This is a genomic window from Psychrobacter sp. Rd 27.2, assembly GCF_001921755.1.
Classification (GTDB): domain Bacteria; phylum Pseudomonadota; class Gammaproteobacteria; order Pseudomonadales; family Moraxellaceae; genus Psychrobacter; species Psychrobacter celer.
On the sequence record NZ_MRYB01000003.1, the window covers coordinates 172407 to 193822 of the forward strand.

General features: G+C 48.0%; 16 protein-coding genes. 15 read left to right on the top strand and 1 reads right to left on the bottom strand.

The genetic code is table 11. The annotated features are described in order from the left end of the window. Positions 1 to 362: 362 nt before the first annotated feature. The 9 genes from BTV99_RS04460 (at position 363) to BTV99_RS04500 (ending at position 11231) form a co-directional block, all read left to right on the top strand. On the top strand, positions 363 to 1277 hold the full coding sequence (locus BTV99_RS04460; protein ID WP_075101166.1) for a hypothetical protein: 915 nt from the start codon (positions 363 to 365) through the stop codon (positions 1275 to 1277). A gap of 65 nt (positions 1278 to 1342) precedes the next feature. Beyond that, on the top strand, positions 1343 to 1927 hold the full coding sequence (locus tag BTV99_RS04465) for an alpha/beta hydrolase (RefSeq protein WP_075101167.1): 585 nt from the start codon (positions 1343 to 1345) through the stop codon (positions 1925 to 1927). A gap of 340 nt (positions 1928 to 2267) precedes the next feature. Beyond that, on the top strand, positions 2268 to 2903 hold the full coding sequence (locus BTV99_RS04470; RefSeq protein ID WP_075101168.1) for a hypothetical protein: 636 nt from the start codon (positions 2268 to 2270) through the stop codon (positions 2901 to 2903). Positions 2904 to 3102: 199 nt separating this feature from the next. Further along, positions 3103 to 4272, top strand: coding sequence for an acyl-CoA dehydrogenase family protein (locus BTV99_RS04475; protein WP_075101169.1), 1170 nt, complete (start codon positions 3103 to 3105; stop codon positions 4270 to 4272). Between the two features lie 101 nt (positions 4273 to 4373). After that, positions 4374 to 5588, top strand: a complete 1215-nt coding sequence (locus BTV99_RS04480) for an acetyl-CoA C-acetyltransferase (RefSeq protein WP_075101170.1) — start codon at positions 4374 to 4376, stop codon at positions 5586 to 5588. Positions 5589 to 5652: 64 nt separating this feature from the next. Then, on the top strand, positions 5653 to 7836 hold the full coding sequence (locus BTV99_RS04485) for a 3-hydroxyacyl-CoA dehydrogenase NAD-binding domain-containing protein (RefSeq protein WP_075101171.1): 2184 nt from the start codon (positions 5653 to 5655) through the stop codon (positions 7834 to 7836). Beyond that, entirely contained in the window at positions 7829 to 8968 is a 1140-nt protein-coding gene (locus BTV99_RS04490; RefSeq protein ID WP_075101172.1) for a CaiB/BaiF CoA-transferase family protein, read from the top strand. The genes BTV99_RS04485 and BTV99_RS04490 overlap by 8 nt, the downstream gene beginning before the upstream one ends. A 97-nt stretch (positions 8969 to 9065) precedes the next feature. Next, complete coding sequence (locus BTV99_RS04495) at positions 9066 to 10385, top strand: short-chain fatty acid transporter (RefSeq protein ID WP_075101173.1); 1320 nt, start codon at positions 9066 to 9068, stop codon at positions 10383 to 10385. A gap of 195 nt (positions 10386 to 10580) precedes the next feature. Further along, on the top strand, positions 10581 to 11231 hold the full coding sequence (locus tag BTV99_RS04500; RefSeq protein ID WP_241900661.1) for a glutathione S-transferase: 651 nt from the start codon (positions 10581 to 10583) through the stop codon (positions 11229 to 11231). Between the two features lie 40 nt (positions 11232 to 11271). Here the strand turns inward: BTV99_RS04500 and BTV99_RS04505 are convergent, their stop codons facing one another. Further along, complete coding sequence (locus BTV99_RS04505; RefSeq protein ID WP_083608523.1) at positions 11272 to 12501, bottom strand: SIP domain-containing protein; 1230 nt, start codon at positions 12499 to 12501, stop codon at positions 11272 to 11274. Positions 12502 to 12747: 246 nt separating this feature from the next. On the opposite strand from BTV99_RS04505, the gene BTV99_RS04510 reads away from it, so the two are divergent. The 6 genes from BTV99_RS04510 to BTV99_RS04535 all read left to right on the top strand — a co-directional run bounded on the left by BTV99_RS04510 (position 12748) and on the right by BTV99_RS04535 (position 21213). Further along, complete coding sequence (locus BTV99_RS04510; RefSeq protein WP_075101175.1) at positions 12748 to 13695, top strand: LysR substrate-binding domain-containing protein; 948 nt, start codon at positions 12748 to 12750, stop codon at positions 13693 to 13695. A gap of 343 nt (positions 13696 to 14038) precedes the next feature. After that, complete coding sequence (locus BTV99_RS04515) at positions 14039 to 15478, top strand: VOC family protein (RefSeq protein WP_372046473.1); 1440 nt, start codon at positions 14039 to 14041, stop codon at positions 15476 to 15478. Between the two features lie 155 nt (positions 15479 to 15633). Continuing rightward, the gene (locus BTV99_RS04520; protein ID WP_075101177.1) at positions 15634 to 17124 is read left to right on the top strand and encodes an aldehyde dehydrogenase family protein; all 1491 of its coding nucleotides are present in this window, start codon (positions 15634 to 15636) and stop codon (positions 17122 to 17124) included. A 151-nt stretch (positions 17125 to 17275) separates the two neighbouring features. Then, positions 17276 to 18736: a Na+/H+ antiporter NhaC gene (nhaC, locus tag BTV99_RS04525; RefSeq protein WP_083608524.1), complete on the top strand. Its 1461-nt coding sequence runs from the start codon at positions 17276 to 17278 to the stop codon at positions 18734 to 18736. Between the two features lie 12 nt (positions 18737 to 18748). Then, on the top strand, positions 18749 to 20035 hold the full coding sequence (locus BTV99_RS04530; protein ID WP_075101179.1) for an FAD-binding oxidoreductase: 1287 nt from the start codon (positions 18749 to 18751) through the stop codon (positions 20033 to 20035). 149 nt (positions 20036 to 20184) lie between these two features. Further along, a complete protein-coding gene (locus BTV99_RS04535) occupies positions 20185 to 21213 on the top strand; it encodes an ornithine cyclodeaminase family protein (RefSeq protein ID WP_075101180.1) in 1029 nt (342 codons plus the stop codon). The last annotated feature ends 203 nt before the right edge of the window (positions 21214 to 21416 follow it).

Genomic DNA, 21416 nt, shown 5'->3' on the forward strand with positions numbered 1-21416 from the left:
TTTAATGATGCTATTTTCGTTTTATCTTATCTTCCTTTGCCTGCAAAAATCCAAAAAAACTTAGTTATTAATACACATAAAACTAAAAAAACGCTCGTGAGTCTGACAAACATGTTGACGATACGATAATAGCGAACTGCGTCAAAAAACCCGCTTCATAAAACAACTGCTTTACCAAAGCGATTAATCTACTTTCCTTTATAAATACTAACTGATAGATAAGCGACGTCATTTAATAAAATGGTGAACAGACTCGGCTTGCCGAAAACAAGGATATCGCCAAGTGCTGTCAAACAATAAAACCAGCAATTCGACAAACTATGCAACAAGCAACGCAAAACTAAAATAATAAGGATATGACAATGACAAAGTTAACGTATGAATTTGAGCAAAAACGCGTAGACAATATGCAGTGGGCAGGTCACTCAAAACTGTCTGGGTTAACGGCATTGGTCAGTGATGAGCAAGGGCGAGTACGAAAAAAACCCTTGTTTTATCTCGAAAGTGTGTCGGTAGACAATTATGTAGATGACATTTACTTTGTGAATAATAGCGATGAGACGTTGAGCTTTGTCGCGCCATTTATGTCCTATCGAAACATAATAGAGGCAGGGGCCAAGCTCGGTGATATCAGTGAGGAAAATCTAAATAAAGTAAAGCTTTATAGTGATGACATGGCGAGTGTATACACCGATGTACTGCCCATGCAAGGCGTGCGTATCGGTAGCAGTCATATCATTTATGACAGTGATGCGCTGATGCAGTGGCTGATACACCTCCCATTTAAGGGGGCTAAGACGCATTACGCCATTTGGCGCTTTAACGTGGTGGAGAAAGGCGGTATTGGTGGGTCTTATCCACTACTGTGGGAGGATTTTAGTAAGCCCTCGCACATAGTCAGTGCTGATTGTCTGTTTGAAAAGTCTGAAATGCCGATAGAGGCCAGTGTTTATGAGGAACGCTGTGCGCTGTTTGAGCGGCTGATTGACGCCTTTGGGGTGGCCAATGCCATATTTGTCTTAGCGATTAACGATGTGCTGTATCGTTACTGCGTGGGCTGGAGTGCGCCTTATAGCGAGTCGGATATACAGGCGCAAGACATTGCTCTTAAGCTAAAAAAGCAAAAGCCGAAGGATGCGCAAGCGATAAAAGGTATTATCCAAGCTGTTTATGACTTTTGGTTTAATGAGGGTTTTGCAAAAAATATCTCAATACAGGCTTGTGAGGAGATTTTGGCTTTATACCAAGCGCAAGTCGCTAGCCAAAAAGCAGTTTAATCTAATTTAAATCTATAAGCCAAGCTGTTGAAAAAATTAAATAATTATTAAAAAAGGAGAACGCTATGATGTTTCCTATCGAAAACAATGACACGTTTTTGTTGTTTTTTCATGGTCTCGACTCAAGCAATGAGGCCAGCAAATATACCTGTATCACCCGTGAGCCAAAGTATTGCCAAACGGTCAATTACCGAGACAACTTTGCAGAAGTATTTGAGATTTATGATGCCTTGATTCGTGAAAAAATAACACAGTATCCGCGCGTGGTATTGGCAGGGCATTCACTGGGTGGCTGGTTTGCCAATCATTTCGCTCATCAATACAACTTGCGAGCGTTATTGATTGCGCCTTGTATCTATCCGAATGAGGTGTTGGCCGATCGTATTCCAAACATCTCTGATAGAAAGCTGTCTTTTCCGACATCAAACACCGAGATGATGCGGGTCATGGTAGAGGTCGACGATGAAAGCTTGGATGTGGCGGTGGCCAGACGAACCTTGGTCAATCTGCCTGAGAGCTGGGAAGTCGATTACTTCGACGGCGGTCATCACCGTATCGCCCGCAGTAGTGATATCTGGTATCACTTGGTTCACCTATGCGAAGATCCCATTGTTTGGATGGATGATGCAACCTACTATGGAGAGGACTAAAGAGTGGGGGTGAAGGTTAAAGGATGGACTTCATCTAAAAAAAGCAGTTATTTGAGGGTAAAATAATTATTCACAAACAGACACACGGTTCCGTATTTATTTACGCTTATCTGATGTGCTATCATCATAAAACGATTTATCGTGGGTTTAACAGTTTTGTATTGCCAATCGCTACTGACGACGATGATGTCAGTTGAATGATGGTGTGCAACCCTTGCAACTTCCAGCACGATATAAAACAACTCTGGTAAAGCGCATGAGCCTGTACTCCGACATCCTCATTTGTGCCTGATTTTATTATTTTTCGTCGGAGTTATAGGAATCTAAGGTGTCCACCATCATGAGCCACTCATCTCATCTTTCTAAATACACTCGTCACTATCGCCCGCAGCACCCGCTTTCTCAGTATATTGTTAATCAAATCAACACCTTAGAGATGCGTGCGCCAGATATCATTAGAGCCATGGGCTATCCGTTAGGCCATACCATACCTGCTTGTGAGCGCTTGCGCCATGTCTTGTGTCATCGTCATCTTGGGCTTGATGACAGTTATATGGACAGATACTTTAGTGCTGATGCGTTTTTGGCCACGCTGTTTGAGATACTTGAGCTACCTTATGAGCCATTTGCAGAAGATATCGCCCAGATTAAAGCTCAAGTGGCGCAACGCTCTGATACTTTGCCTCACTACCGCCTGCGAGCGCAGGTCGATTTTGCGTTTGTTGACGGGGCCAATTGGCTGTCTCGATGGGGGGCGGCGTTGGCAACTGAGGTGCATTTGCCAAGTGGGTTTGTGACATTAGATGAGCGCGAGCGCAAGGCGGCGATCAAGCAGAGTATCCGTGAGCATTATCGGCAGTTTGATGGTCATCTGCCTTACAACGGGGTGATTCAGGGCTATCAGCTGATGGTGCTGCAGCAAGATGAGGTCATCGAAAAAGTAGCCTATGGACTGCCGACCTCTAGCAGTGTGTAAGAATTTACTCAATAATCTCGAAAATAGTTTGCATAAAGCCTCACTAAATGGTGGGGTTTTTTTGTGGCACTGACTTGTTCGTAGTGTCTTGCGCAAGTGCTATTAGTGGCCTAGTATGAGTCTCATGCCAAAGCCAAAAGGTACGAGTTTTACCTTTATTTATTCAATATAAACCACCCACCATGTCAAGGAAGACACCATGAGTATCGAAAAATTTACCCCAAACTGGATGACCGAAGAGCATCAGATGGTCTATGACAGTGCGCTTAAAATGTTTAAAAGTTGGCAGTCAAAGGACGAGGAATGGCGCAAAAACGGCATGATAGACCGTGCTGCGTGGGAAGAAGCAGGGGCGATGGGGTTTTTGTGCGCATCCATACCCGAAGCGTATGGCGGCGGTGGCGGTGATTTTGGTCATGAGGCCGCGCTGCTGTATGCACAGGCAGAGGCCAACCAGCCAGGCTTTGGCGGCATGGTGCATTCGGGCATCGTCGCGCCGTATATCTTAAAGCATGGCACTGCTGAGCAAAAGACAGAGTGGCTACCTAAGACAGAGTGGCTACCTAAAATGGCAACGGGCGAGTATGTCGCGGCCATCGCCATGACCGAACCTGGCACAGGCTCTGATCTACAAAACATCAAAACTTACGCAGTCAAAGACGGCAACGACTATATCATCAATGGCTCCAAGACCTTTATCACCAATGGTCAGCATGCCAACCTTATCTTGCTAGCCTGTAAGACGGATCGCGAAAAAGGCGCGCAAGGCGTCTCGCTCATCGTGGTAGAAACCGACAAGGCCGAAGGGTTTGAGCGTGGTCGCAATCTCGACAAAATCGGTATGAGCGCACAGGATACCTCAGAGCTGTTTTTTAGCAATGTCCGTGTGCCACAACGCAATTTGTTGGGCGCTGTTGAGGGTAAAGGTTTTATCCAGATGATGGAGGAGCTGCCACGTGAGCGGCTTATTATTGCCTTATCTGGGGTAGGCGCGATGAAGCTGGCAATTAATTTGACGTTGGACTATGTCAAAGAACGTGAAGCCTTCGGTAAGCCGGTTTGGCGCTTTCAAAATACACGCTTTAAGATGGCCGAGTGCTACGCAGATTATCTCGCTGCCAGTAGTATGTGTGATGCTGCTGTCGATGCCATTCTGGAGGACAAGCTGACCGTACCGCATGCATCACTGATCAAATACTGGGTCACCCAAAAGCAGTGTGAGGTGATTGATGAATGCGTGCAACTGTTTGGTGGCTATGGCTATATGACCGAATACCCCATCGCGCGCCTGTATGCTGATGCTCGCGTGCAAAAAATATACGGCGGCACAAATGAGATTATGAAAGAGCTGGCCTCACGTTTTATGTAAATGGTGGTCACTTATTCTCAATCTGGGTTTATGGCTGGGTGTATTTAAGATAAAGACAGATGTAGATTTGTTAAGGATTTAACAATAAAAAAGGGATTTTTATGACTGAGACTGCGTATATTTATGATGCGATTCGTACCCCGCGTGGTAAAGGCAAAAAGGATGGCAGCTTATACCAAGCGTCACCGATTTGGCTGACACGCACGTTACTGCAGGCGCTGCAGCAGCGTCATCACTTAGACACCAGCCTAGTCGATGACGTGGTGCTTGGCTGCGTGACCCCTGTTGGCGAGCAAGGCTCTGATATTGCACGTATCGCGGTGATAGATGCTGGCTGGGCGCAAAATGTGGCGGGCGTGACCTTATCTCGGTTTTGCGCCTCGGGCCTTGAGTCTATTAACTTAGCTGCCGCCAAAGTCATGTCAGGTATGGAGGATATGGTGGTCGCAGGCGGCGTAGAATCCATGAGCCGCGTGCCGATGGGCTCTGATGGCGGTGCTTGGTATATGGATCCGAGGGTCAATGAGGCGACGCATTATGTGCCGCAAGGCGTTGGCGCTGATACCATCGCCACGCTAAAAGGCTTTAGCCGCAGCGACGTCGACGCCTTTGCCACCGTGTCGCATCAACGGGCCGCGCACGCTTGGGAAAATGGCTATTATGACCACTCTGTCGTCCCTGTCTCTGATATCAATGGCATGCTGCTATTGGCGAAAGACGAAACCATTCGCCCAAATACCAGCACTGAGGCGCTAGCGGCTCTCAATCCTTCCTTTGCGAAATTTGGCAAGATGGGCTTTGATAGTGTGATTTTGGACAGATACACCACCATCGAAGCTGTCAATCATGTGCATCATGCAGGCAACTCGTCAGGTATCGTCGATGGTGCGGCGCTCTGCTTGGTCGGTAGCGCTGCCGCTGGTAAAAAGGCAGGACTCAAACCCCGTGCCAAAATCACCATGGCCTCAGTCATTGGCTCAGAGCCAGCCATTATGCTGACAGGGCCGACGCCTGCCTGCCAAAAAGCCCTCAAAAAGGCGGGCATGCAAGCCTCCGATATCGACTTGTGGGAGATTAATGAGGCGTTTGCTGCCATACCACTCAATACTGCCGATGACTTGGGTATCTCTCTGGATATCGTCAACGTCAACGGTGGCGCGATCGCCATGGGTCATCCGCTTGGAGCCACGGGCGCAATGCTGATGACCACCGTCCTTGATGAGTTAGAACGCCGTGATCTCAACACCGCGATGGTTACCCTATGCGTCGGCGGCGGGATGGGTATTGCCACCATCATCGAGCGTGTATCGTCTTGATAAATAGCGCCGATAGGTTTTTAGGGATTTATATCGAAGTAGAATAATATTAAAAGGACTTAATATGATCACAAACAGCATAGATGCCATCAATGCACTGAAGCACTTTTCTGCCGAATTTGATAATGGAGTTGTTACTGTCACAATCGACCAAAGCCACCGCAAAATGAACGTCATCGGTGATGGCTTTACGGACGCCTTTGCTGTGCTGACCGATAGCTTTATCAATGACGAGATGGCTATAGGCTTGATCCTGACATCAGCAAAAGAAACCTTTGTGGTGGGCGCTGATATCGACCAGTTGGCGAGTATGAAAACTGCCGAGCAAGTCTTTGAATTGGCCGAACATCTCAAAGACAGCTTACGCAAACTTGAAACTTCAGGTAAGCCAGTCGTTGCCGCGTTAAATGGCACAGCGCTGGGTGGCGGTTTGGAGCTGGCATTGGCCTGTCATTATCGCATCGCGATTGACGATCCCAAGATCTCACCTAAACCCAAGCTGGGTCTGCCAGAAGTGAAGCTCGGCTTGCTACCAGGGGGCGGCGGTACTCAGCGCCTACCGCGTTTGATCGGTATTCCGGCAGCGCTTGAGCTGATGACCCAAGATAAAGCGTTACGTTCAGCTGCTGCTAAAGGCATCGGTCTGATCGATACGATTGCCACTGATCAAGCAGATATGCTACAGCAGGCCAAAGACTGGATAAAAGCCAATCCACAGGCGCAGCAGCCGTGGGATAAAAAAGGCTTTAAAATCCCAGGCGGCGACAGTCAGCATCCCAAAAACGTGCAGCTATTTTCTGTAGCGCCGGCTATAGCCAATCAAAAATCCCACGGCAATTATCCAGCGATTACCCATATCTTATCTTCTGTGTTTGAAGGCGGCCTTGTAGACATCGACACTGGCCTTGAGCTTGAATCACGTTTTTTTGCTGCTTGTGTGTTATCAAGTGAGTCCAGAAATATGATCAATACCCTTTGGACTCAGCTAAACAGTATCAAAAAAGGTCAGTCGTGTCCTGATGGCTTTGATCGCACGATCACCAAAAAAGTTGGCATATTAGGGGCGGGCATGATGGGCGCGGGCATTGCTTATGTCACTGCCAAAGCGGGCATCGACGTGGTACTGCTCGATACCGATCTCGCAGTGGCTGAAAAAGGCAAAGCCTATTCTGCCACCATTTTGGATAAAGCCATTAGCCGTCGGCGCTCGACAGCTGAGAAAAAGCAGACACTGCTAAATCGCATCACGCCGACCACTTCTTATGAAGACTTAGCAGGCTGTGACCTTGTCATTGAAGCGGTGTTTGAAAACCGTGAGATTAAAGCCAAATGTACCCAGCAAAGTGACGCGGTGATTGCTGAGTCGGCTGTCTATGCGTCTAATACCTCGACATTACCGATCACTGGATTGGCTCAGGCCAGTACGCGCCCCAAGCAGTTTATCGGGCTGCATTTTTTCTCGCCAGTCGACAAGATGCCACTGGTGGAGATCATCATGGGCGAGCAGACCGATGATGCCACCTTGGCAAAAGCCTTTGATTATGTGCTGCAAATCGGCAAAACACCGATCGTCGTCAATGACAGTCGCGGTTTTTATACCTCACGGGTATTTGGCACTTACGTGTCAGAGGGTATCGCTATGCTAGGTGAGGGCGTACATCCACGCAGTATCGAGGTCGCTGGCCTAAAGGCAGGTATGCCGATGCCGCCACTGGCGTTGCAAGACGAGGTGTCGCTCAGTCTAGCGCTGCACGTGAGCGAACAGCAGCAGCTAGATATGGCTGCCGAAGGTAAGCCCGTATCCGTGCGCCCTTCGTACGAGATACTCAAAACACTGGTCAAAGCCCACAAGCGCCAAGGTAAAAAGACCGGCAAAGGCTTTTATGAATATCCTGATGAGGGCGATAAATACCTGTGGCCTGAGTTGCTGAATTTATATCCACCACGCGCCCAGCAGCCAGCCCAGCAAGAGCTAATCGATCGCTTGATGTTTATTCAAGCCAATGAGTCGGCTAAATGCTATCAAGAAAATGTCGTGCGCTCTGTCGCGGATGCCAATATCGGCGCTATCTTTGGTTGGGGTTTTGCGCCGCATCACGGTGGTACGCTTCAATTTATCAATGCCATGGGGCTAGAGGCGTTTATCACGCGCAGTCGTGAGCTTGCTGAGCAATACGGCGAGCGTTTTCAGCCAGCGCAAATAGTGCTCGATATGGCGGCTAAAGGTGAGGTGTTCTCTGATGACTGATGTAACGACTGACTTAACGACTGATTCAATCTTAAACTCCATGGCAGACTGCTTACAAGGGCTGAGAGTGGTCGATTTGACGCGTAACTTACCAGGGCCATTTGCCACGCGCCTGCTGGCCGATTTGGGTGCAACGATCATCAAGATCGAACCCAAAAATGGCGACCCTGCTAGAGCCTTCGGTGAGCTGTTTGCCGCATTAAACCATGGCAAAACTACCGAAAGACACGACTTTCGGGACCCCAAAGGCATTGCGGCTATCAAAGCGCATATCAAAGATGCCGATGTCATGCTCGATAGCTTTCGTCCTGGTGTGTTAGCAGGCATGGGATTGGATGCCAAAACGCTGTATACGCTTAATCCAAAGCTTGTGATGGTATCAATCACTGGCTACGGCGTGACGGCTAAAGCGTCCAATGAGAGCGCTGCGATAGATGCGAGTGCGATCAATCACCCACGAGCCAGTCATGATTGGGCGCATAAAGCTGGCCACGATATCAACTTTATGGCGATGAGTGGTGTCCTTGACCAACTAAAAACCGCAAGTGGCGAGCAGGCCATGCCCAATGTACAATTTGCAGACTTGGCAGGCGGCAGTGATACTGCTGTCATTGCGCTGCTCGCTGCAGTGTTTGCCGCGCAGCGTACCGGCAAGGGTCGTCATATCGCGGTCAGTATGACCCATAGCTTATACCAGCATCTGGTCATGCCCAAGGAAACGGGCGCGCTGGTCAAAAGCTTTTCAGGAGACATGCCTGCACCGCATCTTGATTTTTTGGGCGGGCTATTGCCTTGCTATCGTTTGTACAGAACCCTTGATAATCGCTATATGGCTGTTGGCTCATTGGAGCTGAAATTTTGGCAAGGGCTGTGCGAGGCGTTGGCACTGCCAGCACTAAAAGACAGCCATTGGCAGCTTGGCGTTATGCCAAACTCCCCTGAGAGCCAAGCAGCAGCAAAGGCTGTGAGCGATGCCTTTGCCAGTCAGACACTCGCCCATTGGCAGCGGCATTTCGCACCCATTGATGTTTGCGTTACCCCAGTGCTTAGCTTACAAGAAGCCAAAGCGCATCCGTTATTTGTCCATCAAGACAAGTACTACTCAACGCCTGGGTGGCAGCTGGTCGAGTGAGACTGTATGCAATGTGTAGCGGTTGGGGAAGATAAACGATAGGCTAGATAAAAATAACAGTGACCAAGGACGTCTTTAAATAAAAAGGAGTTTACTTATGAAAGCAATTACCCGTTTTTCCAATAGCTTGATGGAAAAATACTTACCTGATCCATTTTTGTTTGTGTTGATATTAACCTTAGTGATTTTTGTGATGGGCTTAGGGCTCACTGAGTCATCTCCTATAGAGATGGTCACATATTGGGGCGATGGATTTTGGGCGCTGCTGGCGTTTTCGATGCAGATGGTGCTGGTGCTGGTCACAGGATTTGTGCTGGCAAGTAGTCCAATATTTAAAAAAGGCTTGGGTCACATTGCCGGTTTTGCGCATTCACCCAGTAGTGCGATTATATTGGTCACCCTCGTGTCTCTGGCAGCAAGCTGGATCAACTGGGGTTTTGGTTTGGTGATTGGCGCGCTATTTGCCAAAGAATTGGCAAAGCGGGTTCATGATGTCGATTATCGTTTATTGATTGCCAGCGCTTACTCAGGCTTTATCATCTGGCACGCTGGGTTTTCAGGATCGATTCCGTTGTCTATTGCCACAGAAGGGCATCCGTTTGTTGATACCATTGGTGTTATTCCAACGAATGCCACCATCTTTGCTGGCTACAACTTAATTATCGTCGCGGCATTGGTGATTATCGTGCCTCTACTAAACCGCATGATGATGCCAAAAAAAGAGGACACGATTACGGTCGATCCAAAGCTGCTGGTGGATCCTGTCAGTGAGACGCTACCAGATAAATCAGATATGACACCTGCTGAGCGTTTGGAGAATAGCTGGGTTTTATCGATGGTTATCGGTGTGTTAGGTATTGCTTTTATTGTTTATTATTTTGTCCAAAATGGGTTTGCCCTAACGTTAAATTTGGTGAACTTTATGTTCTTATTTCTCGGCATCATATTTCACGGAACGCCCCGCAACTACTTGATTTCTATTCAGGAGGCGGTCAAAGGTGCAGGCGGTATCATCGTTCAGTTCCCGTTTTATGCCGGCATCATGGGGATGATGACTGCCTCTGGGCTGGCAGGGGTGATATCAGAGGCCTTTGTCAGTGTGTCGACGGCGCAGACGCTACCGCTTTTTGCTTTTTTGAGTGCAGGATTGGTCAACTTTTTTGTCCCCTCAGGGGGCGGGCAATGGGCAGTGCAAGCGCCCATTATGTTAGAGGCGGCCGACATGCTGGGCAGTGATCCGTCACGAGTGGCGATGGCGGTGGCATGGGGCGATGCGTGGACCAATATGATTCAGCCGTTTTGGGCACTACCGGCTTTAGCCATTGCAGGACTCAAAGCCAAAGACATCATGGGTTTTTGTGTCATCGTGCTGCTTGTCAGTGGTGTGGTGATTGGGCTTGGCCTATTGTTTTTGTAAATGCTGCTTTTATAAATGTCGTTTGTATAAAGTATAAATAAAGCCAGACCTTACCTGCTTTAGGGGTGAGGTCTTTTTTATGTTAGTCTAGGGCGTGTCATCGATTAGCACGTATAGTCGCTTGAAAACAAAACGACTAAGCCTCGCTGTCTAAGTGATGACATGCCCAGTGATTTTGATTTTATTGTGAGAAATATGATGAGACCTTCTTTGCCGCTCTTATATTCTTTTCGCCGCTGTCCTTATGCTATGCGTGCTAGGCTTGGCCTTGTGTTTGCAGAGCAGCAAGTGATGCTGCGCGAGATTGTCCTAAAAGACAAGCCGCCGCAGATGCTAGCGATTAGCCCAAAAGGCACGGTGCCTGTGCTACAGCTTGCTGATGGTACTGTGATTGAAGAGAGCTTTGATATCATGATGTGGGCGCTAGGCCAGCATGATCCAAACTGCTTGCTTGACGCTCAGATGTTGTCTCAGGCCAATGCCCTAATCGATAAAAACGATAATGAGTTTAAGCATTGGCTGGATCGCTATAAGTATGCGGATCGTCATCCTGAGATGAGCCAAGAAGAGTATCGCCAGCGCGGCGAGGCGTTTTTGCAGATATTGGAGACGCAGCTGACCAATAGCACTTATCTACTCGGAGATGGCATCAGCGTTGCTGATATTGGTATCATGCCCTTTGTCCGTCAGTTCGCCCATGTGAATCGCGAAGTATTTTACCACTTGCCGTATCCACACCTGCAGCGCTGGCTGAAGCATTGGCTGGCGCATCCGCTGTTTTTGCAAGTGATGACGAAATATCAGCCATGGCAAGAAGGAGACGAGGTAGTGATTTTCCCATCCTAGCTCATCTTAGCTTTGTCCAAGCCCAGTTTTAGTCTGGGATTTAGTCATGTCGCCAATATACCTTGACCACCACATCAGTACGCTCAAGCCCCAGCCTTTTTTGTAATAAAGGGCGGAGCGCCTTTGCGGTTTTTGCCTCTAGCGCGCCCCATACTTTGTCGATCTGCAATGGCTGCTTGGTTAAATAATCCGCCAGTTGTCTGTCGATCTGCGGTGCGACGTTTTGCCCTACCGAGGCAGGATTCATTATCATAGGCAGTACGGTAAAGTGACGATCAATATGACGTCGGGCGCTGTTTTTGCTGCTGTCTCTGGCATCGATGCTCAGTGTGATGTCATCAAAATACTCTTGGTCAGCGGCATCTTGGGTGACACAAATGATCAGCGGCGGCGTTGGGTTGTCCCATAGCTCTAATAAACGTGCTGCTGTGGGCATGGAGGTCTCATCGACGATCAGTAGTGTCTGTCCTGTGTGTAAATGCGCCACTTTTTCAGGAAACTCTCGTTTGGTGACCACGGTGTCACCTGCCTGCAGTGCCATGGCCCAATTGCCGCCTGAAGTATCGCCATGCAAAAAAACATCGACCCATGCTCGCACGCCATCAGCGCTCCGCCATGCTTTTCTTAAGGTGTAGTAGACCTGCGCTCTAGCAGGCTGCGTGGTGTTTTTGCTAGGCTGGCTGCTGCTGGCTGTCCTCGCGTTATGCGCCAAATCGAACAAATACGCGTAGCCTGCCTCGTTTGTAGGCACGGTATCTGGGCTAGAGCTGTCATGACGATGGTTTTGTGAGTCCATACTAAGCTCAAGACGCAGCATGTTTTCACTGACTTTATAGCTGCGTTCTACGACAAAGACTTGCCGAGTCAGCTTGATGGTTTTTTTACCCAGTTTTTTATCTGCTCGCTGCCTCAGCAAAATATACTGCTCTTGTAGCTCATCGACTTGCGTGAGAGGGGCGGCAAAACCAATAAAGAAAGACTGTGGTTGCCGGTGCCTGTCTTTGGAGTCGATAGGCCGCGTCGCCAAGGGTTTGGCTTGCAGGCAGATACCTTCTGCATAAATCGCAGTTAATTGCGCCTCTGTATGCTCAAGCTCAGCTGCCGATAATGGGCTAAATGCCCGCAAAAACCCAAGCAGCTCATCGATGTGTTCTTCATTGATGTGAGCGATGATGCCTGCCATCTCAGGGTCGTTTAGATCGGTATAAGGGCGGACTTGATCGTCTAAGTCGGGGGTGGTTACAAAAGAAAAGGCGGGGGTCATAGACATACTCACAAACAACAAACATTCAAAAAAGTACTTATATTAAAGGTAATGATAATTGTTTTTGTTATCATTTACGAGTTGAATTTACTAAATTTCTAAAAAGTAGACAGACTGGCAGGTAAAACGATTTATATCGTCTCTTATAACTGGGATAATGTGGTTGTAGTCAAATCTAAATAAATCAGATACATGGCTATGTTTATTTTAGAAACCTCTTTTACTGATATGTCGAATGAGAACCCATAAGTTATGAGCACTGATGTTAAGACCCCTTTGACTTTTAGAAGATATCCATCGACGACCGCTTTGCAGTGTTTTGAGACGGCAGCTCGGCATTTGAGCTTTACCAACGCCGCGCAAGAGATGCACATGACGCAAAGCGCTATCAGTAAGCAAGTCGCGCAATTAGAGGAGATGCTGAACCTGTCGCTGTTTTATCGGACGCCGCACCGCATCTCCTTGACGCCCGCTGGCAAGACTTACTATTTAGAGGTGTTAGAGATTCTCAAACATATCGAGGCGGCGACTACTAGTCTAATGTCAAACAATGATAATTCAGAAGTGCTGAAAATCGTCTCGCATCCGACCTTTTGCTCGCGTTGGCTGATGCCTGCGCTCAACGGCTTTGGCAGGGCTCATCCGTTGATTAATCTAAATATTAAAGAGCTGGCGGGGCCGTTTTTTTCTGAAGATCAAAATGTCGATGTGGCGTTTTTGTATGGTGATGGGATTTGGGGAGGGATGGAGTCCATCAAGCTGTTTGATGAGTATAATGTGGCGGTTTGTCATCCGGATTATTTGGCTGGCAAAGCGCCTTGTACGAGCAACATCGCTCAGTGCACTTTACTACAGCTCAGCTCTCGCCCCAGCGCTTGGTATGAGTATTTTAGACAGCAGGATATTCGTATCGAGGGCACCTTTGTCGGTCCACGTTTTGATACTTTTCATACGACTATTTCGGCGGCATTACTCGGCTATGGTATCGCCTTGGTGCCACTGCGCCTAGTGGCACCAGAGCTGCAGTCAGGGGCCTTGGTGCGTGCATGGAATTATGCAGCAAAGGGTCGGGGTGCTTACTATATATCTTATCCATTATCTTTGGGTAATTCGCACAAAGTCAAAGTTATTGTAGAGTGGATCTCAACTTACCTGCAACACTCAAACGACCCTCAGCAGGACATAGAGTGTGCATGGTAAGCTAAAAAATAAATGCATGCTTTTGGGTGTCAGCTCATTGTCAATGCTTTGTTGATGAGGTTTGATAATCGATGGGCTAAGCAGGTGCTGCTACCAGCTTGCTACCTGCCTGACCACCGGCCGACTTATGGCCGGTTTTTTATGCCAATGACAAAAAGGAATGATGCCACAACTATTCTTCGTTTGCTGATGATAGGCGGGTTTGCTCAAATTATATCTATCTAGTCAAGGAAGATAAGAGACAGCCATGGAGCAGCAAAAACACCTGAATAATAAAGGATACATACTTGTGAGCCATACCTTTATCAGTAGCGATGATATTCGCCACAATTTTTCTATCGCCATGTCAGAGATGTACCAAAAAGAAGTGCCGTTATATGGTGACCTCATCGATTTGGTGAGCGAGGTAAATACCGACGTATTAAATAAACAGCCTGATATCAGGCAGCAGCTTGTGCACACCGGAGAGCTTGATAGGCTAGGTATGGAGCGCCACGGTGCGATTAGATTGGGCACCGCCGCTGAGCTAAGCATGATGCGCAGGCTATTTGCGGTGATGGGTATGTATCCTGTAGGCTATTATGACTTGGCGGCTGCTGGCGTGCCTGTGCATTCTACGGCGTTTCGAGCGCTTGAGGCATCGTCATTAAATAAAAGCCCATTTCGCGTATTTACCTCTTTACTGCGCTTAGATTTGATCGATGATGAGGCCTTACGGCAAGAGGCGATGGCGGCGCTAGATAAACGCAAAATCTTTACAGATAACGTTATTAGCTTGATTGAGCGCTTTGAGGAGCAGGGCGGGCTGATGGCGGCAGACGCTAAGCAATTTGTTAAAGAAGCGTTAGAGACTTTTCGCTGGCATGACAAAACGCCCGTGTCAAAAGCGCTTTATCAGCAGCTATTAAGCCAGCATGGACTTATCGCCGACGTCGTCGGTTTTAAAGGCCCGCATATCAATCATCTGACACCCCGAACCTTAGATATCGATGCGGTACAAGCTGGTATGCGAGCAAAAGGTATCCCGCCAAAAGCCATTATAGAAGGGCCGCCAAGACGGCGATGTCCTATTTTATTACGTCAGACCAGTTTTAGAGCATTAGAAGAAGCGGTTAATTTTAAAAATCCAAAAGGCGGCTATCAAACGGGGCATCATACTGCGCGCTTTGGCGAGATTGAGCAGCGCGGTGTGGCTTTAACGCCCAAGGGCCGAGCGCTGTATGACCAACTGCTTAGCCAAGCACGCCGCCAGTTAGGGGCGACGCCAAATGCCGATAACGCCTTGGAGTATTATCAGATTTTAGAAAGTGCATTTGCAGCGTTCCCTGATGACTATCAAATGCTACACGATGAAGGGTTGGCGTATTTTTACTATCAAGCGGTCGATAGCGATACAGATAACGCGCAAACGCTAGATTCTATAGACGTAGAAAACATAGACGTAGAAAACGTAAATGACCCTTTATCAAAGCAAGTGGTTACTGATTTGCTTGAGCAAGGGGCTATTCGTCTTGAGCCGATTGTCTACGAGGATTTTTTGCCCGTCAGTGCGGCGGGGATTTTTCAGTCCAATTTGCATGACGACAGCACAAACGACAGTGCAAACAGCAATGAAAACGACGAAAACAGAGGCAAGCAAAGCAAGGGAGAGGTTTATTCAAATAAAGAAGCCTTTGAGAAAGCTTTGGGCGCTCAGGTTTACGATGAGCTCGCGCTTTATCAAACGCTGCAAGCAGAGAGTCTCAAAGCATGTCTACACAGGCTGATGCAACTTGCTGAATAAAAAAAGACAGTAAGCAGGGCGGGTATGCCCAGAGGTTTGCCTGCCATTCCAAAAAGGAATGACAGTAAGAAATTAATTATTTTGCAACTTGCCTAGGTGCAAGTTAAGTTAATAACTCTATCAAGGAAGCATAAACCAATATAAAAGGATTGATTATGATAAAGCAGTATATGGCCGCGATGGGTGTCAAAGAAGCGCAATATCAAAATGGTGACTTTGAGGTAACTAGCCCGATTGATGGCTCGGTGATTGGCAGCATAACCTTGGACAGCGTTGATGAGGTCGATACCAAGATTGCCAATGCCAAAAAAGCCTTTAAAGAATGGCGCGTGGTGCCTGCGCCAAGACGCGGTGAGCTGGTGCGTCTGCTTGGTGAAGTGCTGCGCGAGCACAAAGAAGATCTAGGGATGCTGGTGTCATATGAGGCCGGCAAGATTAAAGAGGAAGGCCTAGGCGAGGTGCAAGAAATGATCGATATTTGCGACTTTGCCGTTGGGGTGTCGCGTCAGCTTTATGGTTTGACGATTGCGTCAGAGCGCCCAGGCCACCACATGCGCGAGACATGGCATCCGCTCGGGGTGATCGGTGTCATCTCTGCCTTTAACTTTCCCGTTGCGGTTTGGTCGTGGAATACCGCGCTGGCTATCGTCTGCGGTAACCCTGTGATTTGGAAGCCCTCAGAAAAAACCCCGCTTGTCGCTTTGGCCTGTCAGGCACTGTTTGAAAAAGCCTTAGCCAAATTTGGCGATGCGCCAGAGCATCTATCACAAGTCTTACTCGGTAAAACCGATGTCGGTAACGCCTTGGTTGAGCACAAAGACGTGACTTTGGTGAGCGCCACCGGCAGTACGCGTATGGGCCGAGAAGTCGGGCCAAAAGTTGCCAACCGCTTTGGCAAATGCTTGCTTGAGCTTGGTGGTAATAACGCCATGATTTTGGCTCCGACTGCGGACTTAGATTTAGCCTTACGTGGTATTTTATTCTCCGCGGTTGGGACGGCAGGCCAGCGCTGTACGACATTGCGCCGTCTATTTGTCCATGAATCTATCAAAGACGATATCTTACCGCGCATCAAGTCCGCTTATGAAACCGTCAGCATCGGTCATCCACTAGAGGGCAATCTGGTCGGTCCACTGATCGATGAAGACAGCTTTAATAATATGCAAGCAGCATTGAGAAAAGCGCGAGAAGCAGGCGGCACGGTCACAGGCGGCGAGCGCGTCCTTGCAGACAAGTATCCTAACGCCTATTACGTAACGCCTGCCATTGTCGAGTTTGACGAGCAAAACGATGTCGCCAGAAGCGAGACGTTTGCGCCGATTCTGTATGTCATGACCTACCAAGACTTTGATGAAGCCATTGAGATGCAAAACGATGTGCCACAAGGCCTATCATCATGCGTGTTTACCAATGACTTGCGTGAAGCGGAAACCTTCCTCAGCGATCGCGGCAGTGATTGCGGTATTGCCAATGTCAATATCGGTACCAGTGGCGCTGAGATCGGCGGGGCGTTTGGCGGTGAAAAAGAAACCGGCGGTGGCCGTGAATCTGGCTCTGATGCGTGGAAAGTCTATATGCGCCGCCAGACCAATACCATCAACTACTCAAAAGAGCTGCCACTTGCCCAAGGCATTAGCTTTGGTTGATAAAAAGGTGAGTACAGACTTTTGCTAATCTGATGTATTTATAAATAAACTGCCAAGCCTAATTTATAGAAGCTTGGCAGGCCAAAAATAATAAGCAATCATGGATTGGTTGCCACTCCCATCGACGACTACTAAGGAAGGTAGAACTATCATGATCGATGATAAATCGCACGACCCCGATATAGATGGCTATGGCCCATCTTCTAACTTTTTGCTTGATATTGCCCCTCTGTTACTGACTGCTATCATTCTGATGATACAGTTCTTTGTATTTAAAGATTTTACCCCTCACATTCCTCTCGCTTGCGGCATATTAATCACCGGCTTATTTATGAAGCTGCGTGGTCGTCATTGGCAAGGTATGGAAGAGCGTTTTTTAAAAGTCATCAAAATTGGTTTACCTGCGATGATTATCCTGATGGGCGTGGGCATGCTCATCGGTGCATGGATTATCGCTGGGACGGTTCCGACCATTTTGTATTACGGCTTTAGTATCTTTTCCCCTTCCTCGTTTTTATTTTCTGTTTGTATCATTTGCGCCATTATCTCTGTCGCTACGGGTACCTCATGGGGGACTGTAGGTACCGTGGGTCTTGCGATGATGGGTATCGGTTTGGGGCTTGGTATCCCAGCACACCTAACGGGCGGCGCGATCGTTTCAGGGGCCTTTTTTGGTGACAAAATGTCGCCGCTATCAGACACCACCAACCTAACGCCTGCTGCTGCTGGCGTCGATCTTTGGGATCATATCAAAGGTATGTTACCGACGACCGTTCCCGCCATGATTACCGCTTTGGCTATCTATGCGTGGATAGGCATGGGGTATGGTGATGACAGTATTGACCTGTCGTCTATCCGCGCATTACAAGACAACCTTGCGGCCAATTACAACTTAAGCATCGTCACTTTGCTACCAGCGTTAGTGGTCATTGTCGCCGCTGTGATGAAAATGCCTGCGATACCGACGGTGTTAAGCGGGGTGCTGGTAGGCTCTGTGATTGCTGTGTTTATGCAGGGTGTGGCGGTGAGTGAGGTGTTTGATGTGTTACAAAACGGCTTTGTCAGTGAGACAGGCTTTGAGGTAGTGGATCAGCTGCTGTCAAAAGGTGGTGTCATGTCGATGACGTGGGTCATCAGCTTGACCATCTTTGCCTTGGGTTTTATCGGTGCGCTTGAGCACTACGGCACGCTTAGGGCTATCATGGCAAAGATTAATAACTTTGTAAAATCGCGTCTGGGTCTGGTGTTTACTACGTACGGCAGTGTGCTTAGTGTCGGGACACTCATCGGTGATGTTTATACCACTTGTGTTTTGCCAGGCCGTTTGTTGCAAGACAAATATAAAGAGATGGGCTATAAACGTACGACATTGACGCGCTCTATCGAAGACGCGGGGACGCTTTTGTCGCCCCTTATCCCATGGAACATGGGTGGTAGCTTTGTGGCAGCGACACTCGGTATCGCCACCTTGACCTATGCGCCTTTTGCCTTTGCCTGCTGGTTGTCGCCTTTATTTGGCCTGCTTTGGGCGTTCCTTGATAAGTTCATACCGCGTGAAGAGCCGGCCACAGCAAAGCTCGACACCAATGCTTCACTAAGTGAAGTATGCTAAAGGGAGTCTAGTATGTTGCAAGAGCAGTGTTTGTGGAACATAACGACGCCTACTATTGACGCATATAGCCAAATGAGTAGCGATACCCAAGCGGCTGTCTGCGTCATTGGCGGCGGCTATACTGGACTGTCTGCAGCGATTCATCTGGCTGAAAAAGGCATCAAAGTCGTCTTGCTTGAGAGTCAAAGTATCGGTAGTGGCGGCTCAGGGAAAAGCGTGGGTCTGGTCAATGCGGGTACGTGGGCGCGCCCTGATGACTTGAGCATTAGCCTAGGCGAGGCAGATGGTGAGCGCTTGACCGAAGCGCTTGGTCAAGCGCCGGGTTTGGTGTTTGACTTAATCAAACGCTATGATATCGACGCGCAAGCGACCCAAGCGGGCAACATTCATATGGCGCACAATGCCAAAGGCGAGATTGATGTCGATATCAGATACGAGCAGCTCAGTCGCCGCGGTGCTAATGTGGAGGTATTGACAGGCAGTAAGTGTCATGAATACTGCGGTACCACCAGTATCAATAAAGCCTTATTAGACCACCGCGCGGGTACTATCAATCCACTGGCTTATGTCCGAGGGCTTGCCAAAGTCGCTGCAAGTCTTGGCGTGACGATCTATGAACACTCTGCTGTTGAATCACTAGAAAAAGTAGGCGGTCATTGGTACGCCAGAACGGCCAAAGCATGTGTCAAATCTGAGCGTGTGATTATAGCAACCAACGCTTATACCGAAGGCGAATGGACAGATATCGCCAAGACTTTTTATCTGGTTTATTACTATCAGATTGCATCCGAACCGCTGAGCGGTGCAGCGGCAGAGCGCATATTACCCTACAAAACAGGTGCCTGGGACACACGTCTGGCGCTATCTAGCTTTCGCCGTGATAACGATGGTCGATTGCTATTAGGTACCGTCGGTGGCATGCAGATGAAGCCCAAATCCTTTTATCAATCGTGGGCCAATGCGGTGCAAAAAAGCTACTATCCAGATCTGCCCGCGTTTGACTGGCAGTATGAATGGTGCGGTAGCTTTGGCTTTACCCAAGATCATATCTTTCGCGTGATGGAGCCAGACGAAGGCTTGCTGATGGCGACGGCTTATAATGGTCGCGGCATTACCACTGGTACGCTTATGGGTAAATGCTTTGCAGACTATATCGTGACCGGAAAAAGAGACAGCATTCCTCTGCCTTTCAAGACTTTAGAGGAAGCAAAGGTGACTTTTGGCGGTATCAAGTCTGGGTTTACAGAGCTTGGCCTCACACTGTATCACGCTGGTCAATGTCTCAAGATCATCAGATAGTTTGGTTATTTGCATAGTGAGGTTATTGATTTAGTTAAAATGATAAACCGTGATAAAAGCTCTAAAAATGGTGGGTTGCTTATTAGCTTTTTTAATGTCACATTTAAGAATTGTTCATAGTAAAATAACAAAACAGATTAAGGATAATTATGCAGATTTTAGACATTCATACCGTAAAAAAACAGCTAACCATGCCGATGGCCATCAGTGCTATCGAGGAGCTGCTGAAGAGACAAGGCGAGCATCCGAGCTGGATTAAAACACCTGAGCGCCTAGTCATTCCTACTTTTCAGGAGAGTGATGCACACACCTCAGGCTCGCATTTGTCGATGCCGTCAGTGGTTTTTGATGGTGAAAACGAGTATGCAGTCGTCAAGCTGGTCACCATCTGTCCCGACAATCCTCAGCGCGATAAACCAACCACCATGGCCGCCATCACTGTCTCAAATAATGAGACAGGCGATATGCTGGCTTTTTTGGACGGAATATATATCACCCAAGTGCGTACCGCCGCGCTGTCGGGGATAGCGACTAAACATCTGGCAAATCCACACAGTCGGGTGGCAGCAGTGGTCGGTACAGGCGGGATGGCATATGAGCAGCTAAACGCTATTCTCACAGTACGTCCAGATATCACGCACGTAAAACTATGGAATAGAACGGCGCAGACGGCGCATCAGTTTCGAGACAGGTTTATACAAGAGTATCCACAATGGCAAGTTGATGTTCAAGTTTGTGAGCATATTGAAGAGGCGATCAGAGACGCAGATATTATCAATCTGGCCACACGCGCGACGGCAGGACTATTTGAAGCGGCGCAGATAAAGGCAAATGTTCATATCAATGCGGTGGGTGCTTATCAGGCCACGATGAAGGAAGTTAGCAACTCAGTGATAGAGGCCTGCGACTCTGTGATCATTGACGATGCTGAAGGCGGCTTACATGAAGCAGGGGATTTGATACAAGCGCATGAAGACAGTGATAGTGCTTGGACATGGGATAGGCTCACTGGCACATTAGGGGACTTGATCAATAAAAAAATTAGCCTCGATGTGAAGGAAGATAAAGGTATGACGCTGTTTAAATCAGTGGGCGCAGCCAGCTTTGATGCAGCCGTCGCTTTACAGGTAGCAAAAAAAGCCAAAGCAAAAAGCTTGGGTCAATGTGTCACGCTATAAGGGCTGAGTATTTATCCTTATACAATCAATCCAACGTAACACTGACACACACCATGTCATGTCCGTATTTTAAAATAAGTGAACTTAAGTGTCCTCAACTCAATCAATAGTCATCTAAAAGAGATAAAAATGGCCGTTATAAAATATCCGTAACTCTTTTTACCTTTTATATTCTCCTGACTTTATCAATGGCTATTGATAAT